Origin of the sequence: Pseudactinotalea sp. Z1748 (assembly GCF_049725185.1) — a bacterium.
Lineage (GTDB): Bacteria > Actinomycetota > Actinomycetes > Actinomycetales > Beutenbergiaceae > CALKWS01.
Map to the genome: position 1 here is coordinate 243,480 of NZ_JBMPQB010000004.1, position 16,657 is coordinate 260,136.

Annotated in this window: 16 protein-coding genes and 1 rRNA gene; 14 read left to right on the forward strand and 3 right to left on the reverse strand. The window is 71.5% G+C overall.

What is annotated here, in order from left to right; genetic code table 11:
• The first annotated feature begins 52 nt into the window (after positions 1-52).
• The 14 genes from rrf (at position 53) to ACO0LU_RS11235 (ending at position 14,038) form a co-directional block, all read left to right on the forward strand.
• Positions 53-169: ribosomal RNA gene (gene rrf, locus ACO0LU_RS11170) — 5S ribosomal RNA — on the forward strand.
• A gap of 319 nt (positions 170-488) precedes the next feature.
• Positions 489-1,133, forward strand: coding sequence for a hypothetical protein (locus ACO0LU_RS11175; protein WP_424791431.1), 645 nt, complete (start codon positions 489-491; stop codon positions 1,131-1,133).
• Positions 1,130-2,185 carry an HAD-IIA family hydrolase gene (locus ACO0LU_RS11180; RefSeq protein WP_424791432.1) on the forward strand — a complete coding sequence of 352 codons (1,056 nt, stop codon included), beginning with the start codon at positions 1,130-1,132 and terminating at the stop codon, positions 2,183-2,185. The genes ACO0LU_RS11175 and ACO0LU_RS11180 overlap by 4 nt, the downstream gene beginning before the upstream one ends.
• Positions 2,186-2,226: 41 nt before the next feature.
• The gene (locus ACO0LU_RS11185; RefSeq protein WP_424791433.1) at positions 2,227-2,373 is read left to right on the forward strand and encodes a hypothetical protein; all 147 of its coding nucleotides are present in this window, start codon (positions 2,227-2,229) and stop codon (positions 2,371-2,373) included.
• Between the two features lies 1 nt (position 2,374).
• The gene (locus ACO0LU_RS11190) at positions 2,375-3,223 is read left to right on the forward strand and encodes a TlyA family RNA methyltransferase (RefSeq protein ID WP_424791434.1); all 849 of its coding nucleotides are present in this window, start codon (positions 2,375-2,377) and stop codon (positions 3,221-3,223) included.
• Positions 3,220-4,059, forward strand: a complete 840-nt coding sequence (locus tag ACO0LU_RS11195; RefSeq protein ID WP_424791435.1) for an NAD kinase — start codon at positions 3,220-3,222, stop codon at positions 4,057-4,059. The genes ACO0LU_RS11190 and ACO0LU_RS11195 overlap by 4 nt, the downstream gene beginning before the upstream one ends.
• Positions 4,056-5,786, forward strand: a complete 1,731-nt coding sequence (gene recN / locus ACO0LU_RS11200) for a DNA repair protein RecN (protein WP_424791436.1) — start codon at positions 4,056-4,058, stop codon at positions 5,784-5,786. Before ACO0LU_RS11195 ends, recN begins: the two co-directional genes overlap by 4 nt.
• 5 nt (positions 5,787-5,791) lie before the next feature.
• A complete protein-coding gene (gene steA / locus ACO0LU_RS11205) occupies positions 5,792-6,985 on the forward strand; it encodes a putative cytokinetic ring protein SteA (RefSeq protein WP_424791437.1) in 1,194 nt (397 codons plus the stop codon).
• A gap of 28 nt (positions 6,986-7,013) precedes the next feature.
• Entirely contained in the window at positions 7,014-8,120 is a 1,107-nt protein-coding gene (locus ACO0LU_RS11210) for a copper transporter (protein ID WP_424791438.1), read from the forward strand.
• The gene (locus ACO0LU_RS11215; RefSeq protein WP_424791439.1) at positions 8,117-8,956 is read left to right on the forward strand and encodes a hypothetical protein; all 840 of its coding nucleotides are present in this window, start codon (positions 8,117-8,119) and stop codon (positions 8,954-8,956) included. Before ACO0LU_RS11210 ends, ACO0LU_RS11215 begins: the two co-directional genes overlap by 4 nt.
• A complete protein-coding gene (gene murJ, locus ACO0LU_RS11220; RefSeq protein ID WP_424791440.1) occupies positions 8,953-10,563 on the forward strand; it encodes a murein biosynthesis integral membrane protein MurJ in 1,611 nt (536 codons plus the stop codon). The genes ACO0LU_RS11215 and murJ overlap by 4 nt, the downstream gene beginning before the upstream one ends.
• The gene (locus ACO0LU_RS11225) at positions 10,556-11,659 is read left to right on the forward strand and encodes a glycosyltransferase family 4 protein (protein ID WP_424791441.1); all 1,104 of its coding nucleotides are present in this window, start codon (positions 10,556-10,558) and stop codon (positions 11,657-11,659) included. Before murJ ends, ACO0LU_RS11225 begins: the two co-directional genes overlap by 8 nt.
• Positions 11,660-11,678: 19 nt before the next feature.
• Complete coding sequence (locus tag ACO0LU_RS11230) at positions 11,679-13,403, forward strand: CTP synthase (RefSeq protein ID WP_424791442.1); 1,725 nt, start codon at positions 11,679-11,681, stop codon at positions 13,401-13,403.
• Positions 13,400-14,038, forward strand: coding sequence for an NUDIX domain-containing protein (locus ACO0LU_RS11235; protein ID WP_424791443.1), 639 nt, complete (start codon positions 13,400-13,402; stop codon positions 14,036-14,038). The genes ACO0LU_RS11230 and ACO0LU_RS11235 overlap by 4 nt, the downstream gene beginning before the upstream one ends.
• Here the strand turns inward: ACO0LU_RS11235 and ACO0LU_RS11240 are convergent.
• The 3 genes from ACO0LU_RS11240 to ACO0LU_RS11250 are packed head-to-tail and all read right to left on the reverse strand — an operon-like array spanning position 14,024 to position 16,595.
• Positions 14,024-14,989 carry a COX15/CtaA family protein gene (locus ACO0LU_RS11240; RefSeq protein ID WP_424791444.1) on the reverse strand — a complete coding sequence of 322 codons (966 nt, stop codon included), beginning with the start codon at positions 14,987-14,989 and terminating at the stop codon, positions 14,024-14,026. The two genes, ACO0LU_RS11235 and ACO0LU_RS11240, sit on opposite strands and share 15 nt — an antisense overlap.
• Before the next feature lie 29 nt (positions 14,990-15,018).
• Positions 15,019-15,774, reverse strand: coding sequence for an ABC transporter permease (locus ACO0LU_RS11245; RefSeq protein WP_424791445.1), 756 nt, complete (start codon positions 15,772-15,774; stop codon positions 15,019-15,021).
• Positions 15,771-16,595 (reverse strand): ABC transporter ATP-binding protein, encoded by an 825-nt coding sequence (locus ACO0LU_RS11250; RefSeq protein WP_424791446.1) that lies wholly within the window; start codon positions 16,593-16,595, stop codon positions 15,771-15,773. The genes ACO0LU_RS11245 and ACO0LU_RS11250 overlap by 4 nt, the downstream gene beginning before the upstream one ends.
• Positions 16,596-16,657 lie beyond the last annotated feature (62 nt).

Below are 16,657 nucleotides of genomic sequence, written 5' to 3' on the forward strand. Positions count from 1 at the left end.
ACTGTGCGGTTCCCGAGATACGGTCGGGTAACCGATGACATCTCCATAGAGTTACGGCGGTCATAGCGAGGGGGAAACGCCCGGATCCATTCCGAACCCGGAAGCTAAGCCCCTCTGCGCCGATGGTACTGCGTGGGAGACTGCGTGGGAGAGTAGGTCGCCGCCGGACAACTTTTCGCTGAGGGCCACCCAGATTTTTCTGGGTGGCCCTCAGTCGTTTCCAGAGGTGTTTCAACCGGTTCTGCGGATGTTTCAACTCGATAGGGTGTAGCCGGTTCAGTCGAAGGTTCAGTGAGGCGACAGTGCGATCAGGTCAAACAGGCGGCGGCTCGCGCAGCCGGCCGGAAGGGTTCCGCGGGGACAGCGGGTCAAGGACGTCTCGGAGCGGGTCGGCCCGTTCGGGACGCACGGGCGAATCCGAAAGGGCGCGCCGGCCCCGCGAAGCCGAACGCGCCGAGCGGGTTCCCGATCCCCCGATCGATCCCGACGTGGAGGCCACGGATCTGGACCGGGCTGCCCGGTCCAGGTTGCGCACCCTGTCCAAGGACAACGCCGAGGGTGTGGCCAAGCACCTGGTGATGGCGGGTGCTCTGCTCGATACCGATCCGCAGCAGGCCTACGCCCACGCCCAGGCTGCCCTGCGCCGGGCCGGCCGGGTGGACGTGGTGCGGGAGGCCGTGGCTCTGACCGCCTATGCGTTGGGGAACTATGCGGAGGCGCTGCGTGAACTGCGTACTGTCCGCAGGCTCAGCGGGGTGGACGCCCACCGGGCCATCGAGGCCGACTGCGAGCGGGGTCTGGGCCGGCCGGAGCGCGCGCTGACCCTGGCCGCCGAGGCACCGCCGGGCATGAGCGCGGTGGACAGAGTGGAGCTGGCAATCGTGGCCTCCGGTGCACGGATGGATCTGGGCGAGCCCGAAGCCGCGCTGGTGACGCTGGACGGCGTCGCAGGTGTGGGCGGGCCGGCTGAGCAGATCCGGGTGAGCGAGCAGCGTGTCAACGTCCTCCGGGCTCTGGGGCGTGAGGCCGAGGCGACGGCTCTGCAGGCGGAGTTGCCCGAACACGAAGATGAGGACGTGGTCTTCCTGGAACTACCCGGGGATGAGCACCGCGGCCGGGCTCACCCACGGTGACCGGCCTGAGCGGGAGCACCGCGCCGTTGCAGGACATCTTCGACTGTGCCCTGCTGGACCTGGACGGCGTGGTCTATGTCGGCGCCGACGCGGTGGAGCATGCTCCGGCGGCGATTCAGGTGGCGCGCGCCGGGGGCATGCGCACGGTGTTCGTCACGAACAACGCCGCCCGCACCGCCCAGACTGTGGCCGACCATCTCACCGACCTCGGTGTGCCGACCGGCCCCGAGGAAGTGACGACGGCCGCGATGGCGGCTGCCGCACTCATCAGTGCCGAGGCGGATGAGCACACCCGCGTCCTTGTGATCGGTGGCACGGGTCTGCGCCAGGCCATCACTGACGAGGGGCTGCACCTGGTGGAATCCGCCACGCAGTCACCGACGGTCGTCGTCCAGGGGTTCACCCCCGAGATCGCATGGCACGACCTCGCCGAGGCCGCCTATGCCATTGCGGCAGGCGCCCAGCACGTGGCGTCCAACCTGGACGCCTCACTCCCCACTGAACGCGGATTCGCGCCCGGGAACGGAGCCCTGGTGGCGGCGGTGGTGGCCGCCACCGGCAAACAGCCGCGAAGCACCGGCAAACCCGGACCCGAGATCTTCCACCAAGCCGCCCGGGCGAGCGGTGCGCAGCGACCACTGGTGGTGGGGGACCGGCTCGATACCGACCTGGCCGGAGCCCGCGCCGCGCAGATCCCGGGACTGCACGTGTGTACCGGGGTGGACGGACCCACCCAGGTGCTCCGCGCCGTCGTCGCTCATCGTCCCGCCTTCCTCGGCCTGGATCTGCGCGCGCTCGCCCAGGTGCACCCCGAGCCCACCCGCGCAGAAGGGTGGTGGACCTGCGCCGGCGCGGCAGCCCGGATCAAGGGTGAAGCGGTAGTGCTCCGCAGGGACGGTGGCGACGTGAGGCTCGGGGAGCAGACGAACGAGATGGACGTGGATGAGGTCCGGGCCGCAGCAGCGGCCGCCTGGGAGGCCAGCGACGCGGCGGGAGTGGACTCGGTCCTGCCCGTGGATCTCCCACATGTGCGCATGGTCGACCAGGGCTGAGCACCGATCACGGTAGCGTGGGCACCGAAAGGAGGCAGGAGGTGAGCAGTGCAACCGAACACCCGAAGATCGCGGCAGCGCTGCGTGCCGTGGCAGACCTTCCCGAAACGGACCTGCCTGCGCACGTTCCCGCCTTCGAGGCGCTGTACCGGACCCTGCAGGACCGGTTGGCCGAAGCAGAGAACTGACGTGTCGCGACGCGTGCGCCTGGATGCCGAACTGGTGCGCCGGGGTCTGGCCCGGTCGCGCCAGCACGCGGCCGAGTTGATCGGCGCCGGCCGGGTGCTGCTGGACGGGCAACGCGCCACCAAAGCCGCCACTCAACTGCTGCCCGCCCAGCCTGTCCGCCTGCTTCCGGCCGACCAGGACGCCGCCCCGGAGTACGTCTCCCGAGGCGGACACAAACTGGCCGGCGCCCTGGATGCGCTCGGCGAGCGGGCACCGCGGGTGCGGGGCCGCCGAGTGCTGGACGCCGGAGCCTCCACGGGCGGATTCACCGATGTACTGCTCCGGCGCGGCGCCGCGCACGTGGTCGCCGTCGACGTGGGTTATGGCCAGTTGGACTGGAAACTGCGCACCGATGAGCGGGTCACGGTGCTGGACCGTACCAATGTGCGCTCCCTCGTGCCGGATCAGGTGCAGCCGCCTCCGGAGCTCATCACCGCCGACCTTTCCTTCATCTCCCTGACGCTGGTGCTGCCCGCACTACTCGCGCTGAGCGCTGACCGGGCCGACCTGCTGCTCATGGTCAAACCCCAGTTCGAGGTGGGCCGGGAGCGCCTGGGCTCGGGCGGGGTGGTGCGGGAGGAGAGTCTGCGCGCCTGGGCCGTGGCCGAGGTGGCCCGGTGCGCGACCGGGCTCGGTGCTGGTGTGCTGGCCGTGGTGCCCAGCCCGCTACCCGGGCCCAGTGGCAATGTGGAGTACTTCCTGCACCTGCGTCACGGCGCCGCGAGGGGTCCCGTGGCGCTGGCGGGGGAGGAACTCGCCGAAGCGATCAACACCGCGATCCGGACCGGGCCGGCTGGGGCGGTCTCATGACACGACGTTTTCTGGTGCAGGCCCACCCGCACCGGGCCGCGGCCAAGCGTGCCGCGGCGCTGGTTGCCGAGGAGTTGGGCCGCTACGGCATCCAGGCGGTCTGGCAGGCCGACGACGACGACCTGGAACTCGCGATCGTGCTCGGCGGGGACGGCACCATCCTGCGCACCGTCGAACTCACCCGCTCCCGGCCCACGCCGCTGGTGGGTATCAACTTGGGTCACGTGGGTTTTCTGGCCGAGTACGAGGCGGAACAACTCACCGACCTGGTCCGCCGTGCCGCCGAGCAGGACTACACCGTCGAGGAGCGCATGACCCTGGACGTCACCGTGCAGTATCCGGACGGCTCCACCCGCTCGGGATGGGCGGTCAACGAGGTCTCGGTGGAGAAGGATCAGCGCGAGCGGATGATCGAGGTGGCGCTGGGCATCGACGGGCGGGCGCTGTCCACCTTCGGCTGCGACGGGGTCGTGCTGGCCACCCCCACCGGCTCCACCGCCTACGCCTTCTCCGCCGGTGGTCCGGTCGTCTGGCCCGATGTGGAGGCCATGCTGATGGTGCCGGTCAGCGCGCACGCGCTGTTCGCCCGGCCGCTGGTGGTGGGGCCGAACTCCAGGATGTCGGTGGAGGTCCTCTCCCGCAGCCTGACCCGGGCGGTGCTGTGGTGCGATGGCCGGCGGCGACTGAGCGCGCCGCCAGGTGCGCACATCGACGTGCTGCGCGGCCAGCGGCCGGTCCGCCTGGCCCGGTTCAACACCGCACCCTTCACCGCACGGCTGGTGCACAAGTTCAACCTGCCCGTCCAGGGCTGGCGCGGGACGGGGCAGCAGAGTTGATCGAGGAACTGTCCATCACCGACCTGGGCGTGATCTCTGCCGCACGGATCGAACCTGCACCGGGCCTGACGGTGATCACCGGTGAGACCGGAGCAGGCAAGACGATGGTGCTCAGCGGGCTCGCACTCATCCTGGGCCGCAAGGCCGACTCCGCCGCGGTCCGCCCCGGAGCGGAGCAGGCCACGGCCGAGGGCCGGCTGGTCCCACCACCGGGGCACCCGGCGTTACGAGTGGCCACCGACGCCGGCGCCCTCCTGGACGCCGGCGCCCTCCTGGTATCGCGCAGCGTCTCGGCCACCGGCCGCTCCAGGGCCCACCTGGGTGGTCGCTCGGTGCCGGCCGGACTGCTTACCGAGGTGGGGGAGTCCCTGGTCACCGTGCACGGCCAGAGCGACCAGCACCGGCTGCGCTCCACGGCCCACCAACGGGCCGCGCTGGACGACTTCGCCGGCCACGCCGACACCCTCAGGTCCTTCGCCCGCGCCCACCGGCAGCGGTTGGCGGCCGAGCACGCACTGGCGGACTGGGACGCCGACGAGGGGCAGCGGGAAGCCGAGTTGGATCATCTGCGCAGCGCCGTGGCGCAGGTACAGGAGTTGGAACTCCAACCCGGTGAGGACGCCCGGCTGCGGGTAGAGTCGGAACGGCTGGCCAACGTTGAGGACCTGCGCCTGGCCGCGACCAGCCTCTCGGCGGCACTGTCCGGTGGCCCGGACGCCGAGGGCGTGCACGTGCTGGCCCTGCTGGAGCAGGCCCACCGGCAGGTGGAGGCGGCCACGGGTTTCGATCCCGATATCGCCGACTGGGCCACCCAGCTGGACCAGGCGACGTCCGTGCTCTCGGACCTGGCGGGCGAAGCCGCCGGGTACCTGGCCCGGCTCGAGGCCGACCCGGCCCGGTTGGACCTGGTGCACCAGCGCCGCGCCTCGATCGCCCAGGCCGCCCGCGCCTACGCACCGGTGCAGGAGGCCGACGCCGACTCCGATGCCGCCGACCGGCTGCTCGCCTTCCTCGAGCGGGCCGAAGAACGCATCGCCGATCTCACCGCACCGGGGGCGGGGCGTGAAGGGCTGGTCGCGCATCTGGCCGAGCGGACCGAGGCCGCCGAGACGCTAGCCACCACCATCACCCGGGGCCGCCAACGGGCAGCCGAGACCATGTGCGCGGCAGTGCAGTCCGAACTGGCGAGCCTGGCCATGACCGGGGCCTCACTGCAGGTGGAACTGCAGCCGCGGACCGAGCCGGGCGAGCACGGCGCCGAGGATGTCCGGTTCCTGCTCACCCCTCATCCCGGGGCACCGGCCCGGCCCCTGGGCAAGGGAGCCTCCGGCGGGGAACTGTCCCGGGTGATGCTGGCCATCGAGGTAGCCCTGGCCCGATCGAGGGCCACCGATGCCGAGCCGCTGCCCACGTTCGTCTTCGACGAGGTCGATGCCGGGGTGGGCGGCCGCGCCGCCATGGAGGTGGGCCGCCGGCTGGCCGAGCTCGCCCGGCACGCCCAGGTGATCGTGATCACGCACCTGGCGCAGGTAGCCGCGTTCGCGGAGAAACACGTGGTCGTCACCAAGCGCACGGACGCCCAGAGCCTGACCAACAGTGATATCGAGCACGTGTACGGTGAGCGTCGCGAAGCCGAACTGGCCCGTATGCTCTCCGGCGAGGAAGATTCGCAGGCCGCCCGTCAGCATGCCGCTGACCTGCTGGCCCGTACGCACGTGCGACCATAGATCGGATGAGAACCCTGTCCAAACGCGCCGGCACCGACGACACGCCCACGACGGGTGATCTGCTCAGCGTGCGCGTCGACAGCCGGACCAAGTCGCTGACCAAGCGCCTCAAACCCGGTGAGGTCGCCGTCATCGACCACATCGACATCGACCGGGTCTCGGCCGAGGCGCTCGTCGCCTGCCGGCCGGCCGCGGTACTCAACGCCGCGGTCTCCATCTCCGGGCGTTACCCCAACCTGGGCCCGCAGATCCTGATCGAGGCCGGCATCCCGCTGCTGGACGACTTGGGCTCGGACGTGATGACCCTCTCGGAGGGCAGCAAGGTACGCCTGGAGGCCGACACCGTCCTCGACGCCGAGGGCTCGATGGTGGCCGAGGGCACCGAGCAGACCCCAGCGATGGTCGAGGAGGCGATGGAGGAGGCCCGGGCCGGACTCTCCGTCCAGTTGGAGGCCTTCGCGGCCAACACCATGGACTACATGCGGGCCGAGCGCGAACTGCTCCTGGACGGGGTCGGAGTTCCCGAGGTACACACCGACCTAGAGGGCCGGCACGTCCTGATCGTGGTACGCGGCTATCACTACCGGGAGGACCTGAGCATGCTGAGGTCCTATATCCGCGAGTACCGGCCGGTGCTGATCGGGGTGGACGGCGGAGCCGACGCGATCCTGGAATCCGGCCTCAAACCCGACATGATCGTCGGGGACATGGACTCGGTGTCCGACAGGACCCTGCTCAGCGGCGCCGAGATCGTGGTGCACGCCTACCGGGACGGCCGGGCACCGGGCCGGGAGCGCGTGGAGAAACTCGGCTTGGAACCGGTGGTGTTCCCCGCCACCGGCACCAGCGAGGACGTCGCGATGCTCCTCGCCGATGACAAGGGTGCCGAACTCATCGTGGCCGTGGGCACCCACGGCACCCTGGTGGAGTTCCTCGACAAGGGCCGGGCCGGAATGGCCTCCACCTTCCTGACCCGTCTGCGCGTGGGCGGCAAACTCATCGACGCCAAGGGCGTCTCGCGCCTGTACCAGCACCGCATCTCCAACTGGCAACTCACCGGCCTCATCCTGGCCGGCCTGGCCGCGCTGATCACCGCGCTGGCCGTCACCCCCGCCGGCCAGACCATTTTCGGGATCCTGCTCACCCGCCTCGATGACATCCTCTCGTGGTTCCGCGGCCTGTTCGCGGCGATGTTCTGAAGCCGGCCATGCGAGAGAAGGACTGCACGTGATCGATTTCCGCTACCACATCGTCTCCCTGATCGCGGTGTTCATGGCACTGGCCGTGGGCATCGTGATCGGCGCCGGTCCGTTGCGGGACTACCTGGCCGAGGAACTGTCCGGGCAGGTGGACCAACTCCGGGTGGAGCGAGAGGACCTGCGCCAGGCTCTGGACGAGGCCGAGGCCGACGGCGCCGAAACCGCGCAGTTCGTGGCGGCCGCCAGCCCGGTACTGCTCAGCGGGGCGCTCGAGGGCCGCACCGTCGCCGTCGTGGAACTTCCCGGCGCCGGGGCTGACGCGGTCGATGCTGTGCTGGCCCGTCTGGACCAGGCCGGTGCCGAGGTGACCTCGCGCACCGTGCTGGCCGAGGGCTGGACCGACCCCGGTCAGCGCGCCTTCCGGTCCGGGATCGCGGGCAACATCGCCGCCTACCTCAACCCCCAGCCGGACGACGACACCGGCGCCGATCAGATCCTCGGGATGGCCATGGGGCAGGCCCTGACGCTGCGGGACCCGGATAACACCGGCCAGGCCTCCGAGCAGGCCGAGGCGATGTATGACCTGTTGATCTCCTCCGACCTGATCGAGGAGATCGAAGCCCCCAGCGCCCCGGCCTACGCCACCGTGGTGATCGACGGCACCGAGGAGGTCGAGGACGTCGAACTGGCCGGCCAGACCAACGTGGTGCTGATCTCCACCCTCACCGGGCTGGCCCGAACCGGGGAGGGCAACGTACTCGCCGGTGCCGCACGCGAGGAGGGTAGCCTGGTGCTCGCGGTGCGCGAGCAGGAGGCGCTCAGCGAGGCGATGAGCACCGTGGACGGGGTGGATCTGATCACCGGGCAGGTGACCGTCCCGCTGGCCCTGGCCGCTGATATCGCCGGGTCCGGCGGGGCCTACGGCACCACCGACAGCGCCGAGGAGGGTTTCCCGAGCACCACTATGCTCCCCCCACCCGACCCCGAGGACTTCGCACCGGGCTCACCCGATGCCCCGGAGACCGACACGGACACCGAAGCCGGCGAGGGTGCCGAGGACGGCGAGGCCGCTGACGAGCAGGGCGATGGTGCCGAGCAGGAGGACACCGGCGCCGACGGGGTGAACGAGGGATGAGCAGGCTGGCCGCGTCCGCACTTGGTGCCGGCCTGACGGCCAGCCTCAGCGAGATCCTGCGCTCGACCCTGCCTGCGGGTACGCCGCGCTGGACCCGATCGAACTTCCGCGGTAACCAGGTCAGCCTCACCGGTGGGCTGTCCACGGCAGCCGGGGCGGTCGCGAGCGCTGCCGGTGCCGGCGGTCGCGCGGGCGCGGCCGCGGTCGTGACCGCCGGCACCGCCGGTGTGCTCGGCGCGCTCGATGACCGGGAAACCGACAGCGTGGACAAGGGACTGCGCGGCCACGTACGAGCGCTTGCGCAGGGCCGGTTGACCACCGGGGGGGCCAAACTCCTGGGGATCTCCGGCGCCGCGTTGATCGGCGCCATGATCGGCACCGCAGCCGGGCGGCGTGGCTCCGGGCCAGCCCCCGGGCGGCTGGCCCGGGGCGGGGATGTGCTGACCTCGGCGGCGCTGATCGCCGGCACCGCGAATCTGCTCAACCTGTTCGATCTGCGGCCGGGCCGGGCGCTCAAGGTTGCCGGTGCCCTCAGCCTCGGACCGGCGCTGGGCCGTAGCCCGGGCGCCCCGCTGGCCACCGGTGCGCTGGCGGTGGCGGCCGCCTCGTGGCACACCGACCTGACCGAGGAGACGATGCTGGGGGATGCCGGGGCGAATGCCCTGGGAGCCCTGGTCGGCACGGCCCTGGCCCTGCACCCCAGCGCCGGGCTGCGCACCGGCGTGCTGGCCGGCGTGGTGGGCCTGACCCTGCTGAGTGAGAAGGTCAGTTTCTCCCGGGTGATCGAGTCTGTGCCGGCGCTGCGCGCACTGGACACCTGGGGTCGGTCCGGGTGAGGCTGCGCTACCTGCTCGGTGGGATCGCGGGGGCGGCGACGCTGATCGCTGCCCTGACCGTGGTCTCCCGGGTGCTGGGGTTCGGCCGTTGGCTGGTGCAGTCGGCCACCGTGCAGGCCAGCGCCACCGGCACCGCCTACGGGGCGGCGAACCTGGTGCCGAACGTGCTCTACGAGGTGGTCGCCGGAGGGGCTCTGGCCGGAGCGGTCATCCCGGTGCTGGCCGGGCCCATCGCCCGCCGGCTGCGCGGTGAGGTGAACCAGATCGCCTCCGCCCTGCTCACCTGGGCAGTGATGGTGCTGACCCCGGTGGCGCTCCTGCTCGGGCTGTTCGCCCGCCGGATCGCCACCCTGCTGCCGACCCCGCAGGGGGCCGATGGTGCCGCGCAGGTGGAGTTGGTCACCTACTTCCTCATCGTGTTCTCCCCGCAGGTGGTGCTCTACGGAATCGGGGTGGTGCTCACCGGGGTGCTCCAGGCGCACAAGCGATTCCTGGCTCCCGCGCTGGCGCCGATCCTGTCCACGCTGATGGTGATAGCGACCTATGTCGCCTTCGGCTACCTGGCGAACGGGCTGCAGGATGAGCCCGGGCGTCTGTCCGAGACCGCCCTGGCGGTGCTGGCCTGGGGGACGACCGCAGGAGTGGCCGTCATGGCGCTGCCGTTGCTGATCCCGGTCTGGCGCTGCGGCGTACGGCTGCGTCCGCGGTTGCGGTTCCCGCCCGGGGTGGCCGCACGGGCCCGCGCTCTCGCCCTGGCGGGGGTCGGTGCGCTGCTGGCCCAGCAGGTCTCGGTGGTGGTGGTGATGCTGCTGGCGCTGAACGGCGGCGTGGACGGCACCATCAACCTGTTCCAGTGGTCCCAGGCGGTGTACTGGTTGCCCTACGCGGTGCTCGCGGTGCCGCTGGCCACCGCCGTCTATCCGCGATTGGCCGAACTAGCCAGCCACTCCGACCTGGCCCCCTTCGCCCGGGTCGCCGAGACCTCCACCCGGGCCGTGGTCGCGGTCTCCTTCGCCGGGGTGGCCGGCCTGATCGCGGTAGCGCCGGCGATCGCGCAGGTCTTCGCCACCTGGAACGACACCACTGGGATGAGCCAGGCGCTGACCTGGATGGCGCCGGGGGTGGTGGGCCTGTCGCTGACGTTCCACGTCACCCGGGTGTTGTACGCGATGGACCGCAGCCGCGCCGCGCTGGCTGCCACCTCACTGGGGTGGGCGGTGGTCTCGGTGGCCTGCCTCGTCGGCGTGTTCGCCTGGGCACCGGAGGGAGGGGACGGGCCGGGCACCCTGGCCGCGCTCGGGCTGGGCCACAGTGTGGGGATGACGGTCGCGGCGGTCGCGCTGCTGGGGGCATTCGCGAACGTGGTGCACCGGCGCGTACTCGGTGCGATCGGCCGCTCGGTGGCGGTGGCCGGCGCCGGGACCCTGGTGGGGGCGATGGTCGGGCGGTTCGCCACCGCGGCCGTGCTGGACCTGGCGGGGCACTCACTGATCTCGGCGATCATGGCCGGTCTGCTCGGGGCGGTGGTCTCGATGGGGCTGGTCGGCCTGGCCGTGGCCGCGGGCGACCGCGGCACCGTCAACGTCTTCCGGAGGGTTCGTGGCTGACCTACATGTCCTGCAACTGACCGGCACCACCACCGGGGGTGCCGGCCGGCACGCCCAGGACCTCACAGCCGGGCTCCGTGAGGCCGGCCACCGGGTGGTGCTGGCCGGCCCGGCCGATGTGGTGGCCACGACCGAGGCGCCCACGCGGGTGGTCGACATCGCCGAGCGGCCCAGACCCTCCGACCTCCGGGCGATCGGCCGGATCCGGGCACTTTCCCGCGGTGCCGACGTGCTGCACGCCCACGGATTGCGTGCCGGCGCCCTGGCCGCGTTGGCGCTGACCGGCCGGCGAGGCCCCGGGCTCGTGGTCACGTTGCACAACAAGCCCGTCGGGTCAGCGCGGGTACGCGCGGTGGGCGCCGTGCTGGAACGGCTGGTGACACGCCGCGCCCAGGTGGTCCTGGGCGTCAGCGGGGACCTGGTGGACCGCGCCAGGGACCTGGGTGCCGCCCACGCCGAGCGGGCCCTGGTGCCGGCCCCGTTCCCCCCGGGGCGACCCGCCGGGGAGGATGATGCCGGACCGGGCACCGAGGCCCTGATGGCCCTGCGCCGGGAGTTGGGCCTGCCCGAGGACGCGCCGGTGGTGCTGACCCTGGCGCGGCTCGCACCGCAGAAGGGTCTGGATCTGCTCATGGAGACCGCGGCGCTGCTGGTCGAGCGGGTGCCGCAGGTGCACTGGCTGGTCGCCGGCGGCGGGCCGATGCTGCAGGACCTGCGCCGGCGCGCGGGGGAGGCGGGATTGCCGGTGCACGTCCTGGGTCACCGCAGCGACGCCCCGGAACTGCTCGCCCTTGCCGATGTGGTGGTCTCGACCAGTTCCTGGGAGGGGCAGCCGCTGAACCTGCAGGAGGCCTTGCGCGCGGGCCGGCCGATCGTGGCCACCGATGTGGGTGGCACCGGGGAGGTGACCGGGGATGCCGCGCTCCTGGTGCCCTACGGGGACGCCGCCACGATGGCCGAGCGCGTCAGCGCGGTCCTGACCGACGCCGCTCTGGCTACGGAACTGGGTGCGGCTGCGCGTCGTCGTCGGGGCGAGCTCCCCGGCCGCGCCGATACGCTCGCCCAGATACAACGCTGCTACCGAACCCTGGTCTGATCGGTTAGAGTGGGAGTCCGTGGTGATCTCTTCGGACCGGCTTCCCGGCAACCTGCCCCCCGTTCCCCGGCACATCTTCGTGACCGGCGGTGTGGCTTCATCCCTCGGCAAGGGCCTGACCGCCGCCAGCCTGGGCCAGTTGCTCACCGCCCGCGGCATGCGGGTGACGATGCAGAAACTGGACCCGTACCTGAACGTGGATCCCGGCACGATGAACCCCTTCCAGCACGGTGAGGTGTTCGTCACCGAGGACGGCGCCGAGACCGACCTGGACATCGGGCACTATGAGCGTTTCCTGGACGCGAACCTGAGCGCCGAGGCGAACGTGACCACCGGCCAGGTGTACTCGGAGGTGATCGCCAAGGAGCGCCGCGGGGAGTACCTGGGCGACACCGTGCAGGTGATCCCGCACATCACCGATGAGATCAAGCGCCGGATGCGTGCCCAGGCCACTCCGAGTGATGACCGGGAGGCACCCGATGTGATCATCACCGAGGTCGGGGGGACCGTCGGCGATATCGAGTCCCAGCCGTTCCTGGAGGCGGCCCGGCAGGTCCGTCAGGACATCGGACGGGACAACTGTTTCTTCGTGCACGTCTCGCTGATCCCCTATCTGGGTCCCAGCGGGGAACTGAAGACCAAGCCCACCCAGCACTCGGTGGCCGCGCTGCGCAGCATCGGTATCCAGCCCGATGCGATCGTGGCGCGGGCCGACCGGGACATCCCGGAGTCGGTCAAGGCCAAGCTGGCCGCGATGTGTGACGTCGATCGCGAGGCGGTCATCACCTGTATCGACGCTGCCAGCATCTACGAGATCCCCAAGGTGCTGCACTCCGAGGGGCTGGACGCCTACGTGATCCGGCGTCTGGGGATCCCGTTCCGGGACGTGCAGTGGGACACCTGGAACACGTTGCTGGAACGGGTTCACCACCCGGCCCACGCGGTCGAGATCGCGCTCGTGGGCAAGTACATCGACCTTCCCGATGCCTACCTGTCGGTGACCGAGGCGCTGCGCGCCGGAGGCTTCGCCGAGAACGCCCGGGTGAACATCCGGTGGGTCCCCTCCGATGCCTGTGCCACCCCCGAGGCCGCCCGGCAGGCGCTGGCCGGGGTCGACGGCGTGCTGGTGCCCGGCGGTTTCGGCGTCCGTGGCATCGAGGGCAAACTCGGGGCGCTGCGCTGGTCACGGGAGCAGCAGGTGCCCACCCTGGGCATCTGCCTGGGGATGCAGGCGATGGTGATCGAGTACGCGCGCAACGTGCTCGGGCTCGACGATGCCTCCTCCAGCGAGTTCGACCCACAGACGGACCATCCGGTGGTGGCCACGATGGCCGAGCAACGCCAGAACGTCGGCGGGGAGGGCCAACTCGGCGGAACGATGCGACTGGGGTCCTTCCCGGCGGTACTGACGCCGGGCTCCCTGGTGGCCCGTACCTACGACGCCGAGCACGTGACCGAGCGTCACCGGCACCGGTACGAGGTGAACAACGCCTACCGCGGGGACCTGGCCGAGGCCGGCCTGGTGATCTCGGGTCGGTCCCCGGACTCCGAACTGGTCGAGTTCGTCGAGCTCGACACCGAGCACCACCCCTACTATGTGGCCACCCAGGCCCACCCGGAATTCAAGTCCCGGCCCACCCGGGCCCACCCGTTGTTCCGAGGCCTGATCGGGGCAGCACTGGACCGGCAGCGCCAGACCCGTCTGATCGAGGTCGAGCCGGCGCCGCTGGCGGCCGGGGAGTGAGCGCGGCGGCCGGATTCGCCGACGAACCGGCGCGGCTCCGGACCGGCGACCTGGTGGAGATCCACCGCGGCGCCGTGATGGACCTGGTCAGCCAGGACGTGGACCTGGGCCCCGGCGGGCAGGTGGTGCGCGAGTACCTGCGCCATCCCGGGGCGGTAGCGATCGTGGCCCTGGATGAGGCCGGACGGATGCTGCTGCTGCGCCAGTACCGCCACCCCGTGCGCTCCTACCTGTGGGAGGTCCCCGCCGGCCTCCTGGACCAACAGGGAGAGGACCTGGTGGCCGCAGCGGCGCGGGAGCTGGCCGAGGAAGCGGATTTGCGCGCCGCTCGCTGGGACACCCTGGTGGACTTCTACACCAGCCCCGGTGGCTCGGACGAGGCGGTCAGGGTGTTCCTGGCCCGGGACCTGCACCCGGTGCCCACGCGCGACCGGTACCAGCGGGTGGCCGAGGAGGCCGGCATGATCAGCCGGTGGGTGGCCCTGGAGGAGGCGGTCGATGCGGTGCTGGCCGGCCGGATCCACAACCCCAGTACCGTCGCGGGCGCACTGGCCGCCCACGCCCTGGCCGGCCGCGACTGGGACGGTCTACGCCCCGCCGACGCCGCGTGGGTGCCGCGCTCAGGCTGCCTGTAGCGTCTCGGTCGCCGGGACCGGCTCGCGGACCCGCAGTCCGGTGACGGTGAACGTGACCGCGGCGATCAGCACCGCGGCGGCGAACAGGTGGATCCCCACCAGCAGTTCCGGGAGCCCGGTGAAGTACTGCACGTAGCCGACCACCCCCTGGGCCAGCGTCACCGCCAGGAGCACCCAGGTGCGGCGGCGCGCTCGGGTGAGTTCAGCACCGGCCCCCACGTTCGCCCGGGCCCGGTGCAGCAGCACCAGCAGGGCGATCACCGTGGCGGTGAATGCCCAGGCCGCACCGGCGTGCACCCGCGCCACCGAGACCGGGTCCACGGCGAACCGGTAGCCGACGTCCTGATCACCGGAGTGCGGGCCGGCGCCGGTGACGATCACCCCCAGGACCACCAGCACCGCGGTCACCAGCATCAGGACCACCACCAGGGTGCGTACCGGACCCAGACCCTCGGCCGCGAGCGGCCTGGGCGGGCCATCACCCTCGCGCAGGCGGGACAGCAGGTAGGACGAGGCGGCCACCAGCACACCGGAGAGCAGGAAGTGCGAACCGACCAGGGCCGGATGCAGTTCGAACCACACCGTCATCCCGCCCACGACCGCCTGGATGAGCACACCTGCGGCGATGCCGGCAGCGAGCGCTTCGAGCCCGCGGCGGCGCCGGTGCGGTTGCTTGCGCCCGGCCACCACCAGCAGCACCACCAGGGACAGGGCGACGACGAATACCACCGCGGCCAGGGCCCGGTTGCCGAACTCGATCGCTCCGTGGAAGTCGGTGGCGTCGCGCAGTTGTGGGGTGAACTGCCCGGGCTCACAGTTGGGCCAGGTGGAACAGCCCAACCCCGAACCGGTCAGGCGGACCGCGCCCCCGGTGATGATGATGCCGATCTGGACCACGAGATTGGCCCAGGCGACTCCGGGGATCCAACGGCGCACACGTTCGACGTCCACCCGCCCAGGATACGTGGTGTGCGGGCGCCTCAATGCCAGCGGAACCAGCGCAACGCCCCGGCGGTGAGGACACCCGCCCACCCGATCAGGATGGCGGTGCACACCGCGACCGTGGCCACCTCCAGGCTCATCGCCGCGCGGAGGCCGTCGCCCAGCGCGGCCGAGGGCAGCCAGCGCGATCCGGTGGGTAACAGCACGCCGCCGCCGATCGCCATCAACACCCACAGCAGGTTCGACCCGGCCAGCACCGCCTCGGTCCGCAGCGTGCCGGCCACCAGCATCGCCAGCGCGGTGAAGGCCGCCGTCCCGGCGGCGAAGGGCAGCGCCCCGAGCGCGGCACCGGCCAGTGGTGGGCGCCAACCCAGTGTCACTGCGAGCGAGGCAAGTAGCGCCACCTGGAGCACCTGGATGAAACCCACCCCGAGAATCCGCCCGGCCAGCAGCCCGCCGCGGCCCAGCGGAGTGGTGGCGAGCAGCCGCAGGGCGCCGGCCCGCCGGTCGAACCCGGTGGCGATCGCCGGGCCGGTGAAGGCACTGGAGAGCACCGCCAGGGCGAGTACGCCGGGTGCGACCAGGTCGATCCGTTCCTGCCCGCCCGATACCGGCAGGGTGAAGACCTCGGTGCGGGCCAGCACCACCAGGAACAGGGCGGGCAGGATCGCGGTGATGAGCAACTGCTCACCGTGGCGCAGCGTGGTGCGCACCTCGAAGGAAGCCTGGGCCAGCACCCGCCGGGGTCGCGACGCAGCACCGGGACGCGGGGCGAGACCGAGCGTGTGGGTCATCGTTCCTCCGGCCCGGTCAGGTCCAGGAACACCTCGCGAAGGGCCCGCTCGGATGGCACGGACACATCGAGCCCGTGCTCGGTGGCCACACTGCGCAGCGCCCCGAGCGCCTCGGCATCGATCGGGCCGGTGATGTGCACGCGGTTGACGTCCTCGCCCGCGCCGGTCAACTCGCCGGGACTGCCGGCGGCGACCACCACACCGCGGTCCATGATCACCACCTGATCGGCCAGGGACTCGGCCTCCTCCATCACGTGGGTGCTCAGGATCACCGAGGTGCCGACTGCGCGCAGGCCCCGGACCAGGTCCCAGACCACCTCGCGGCCGTGGGCGTCCAAGCCGGCGGTCGGCTCGTCCAGGAACACCAGTTCGGGTCTGCCCACGATCGCCAGCGCCAGCGCCAGTCGCTGGCGCTGGCCCCCGGACAGACGCCGCACCGCGGTCCGGGCGAATTCCCCGATTCCGAGCAGGTCGGCCAGTTCGCCGGTGTCGTGGGGGTGGGCGTACAACCGGGCCACATGGTCCAGCAGGGCCCGGGCGTGGGCCATCACCGGCAGACCCCCGTCCTGGATCATCACGCCCACTCGGGGGCGCAACGCGACCGCGTCGGTGTGCGGATCCAGACCCAGCACCCGCACCCGTCCGGAGTCCGGGCGCAGCAAACCCTCACAGGTGAGCATCGTCGTGGTCTTGCCGGCGCCGTTGGGGCCCAGGATCGCGGTCACCTGGCCGGCCTCGGCCTGCCAGGACAGGTTCCGCAGCACCGGCACGGGGCCGAAGCTCAGGCTCACCTGCTCCAGGTGCACGCAGGGTGTGGACACGCCCGCCAGCCTAGCCCGGCCGTGCGTGTGGCCCGCGCCTGTGACGACACTCACTTAGGGCA

What these genes read in the sequence shown, in the direction of transcription:
- steA (WP_424791437.1), top strand. Translation starts at nt 5,792, where the DNA reads ATGAGAACCCTGTCCAAACGCGCCGGCACCGACGACACGCCCACGACG.
- ACO0LU_RS11215 (WP_424791439.1), top strand. Translation starts at nt 8,117, where the DNA reads ATGAGCAGGCTGGCCGCGTCCGCACTTGGTGCCGGCCTGACGGCCAGC.
- ACO0LU_RS11245 (WP_424791445.1), bottom strand. Translation starts at nt 15,774, where the DNA reads ATGACCCACACGCTCGGTCTCGCCCCGCGTCCCGGTGCTGCGTCGCGA.
- ACO0LU_RS11195 (WP_424791435.1), top strand. Translation starts at nt 3,220, where the DNA reads ATGACACGACGTTTTCTGGTGCAGGCCCACCCGCACCGGGCCGCGGCC.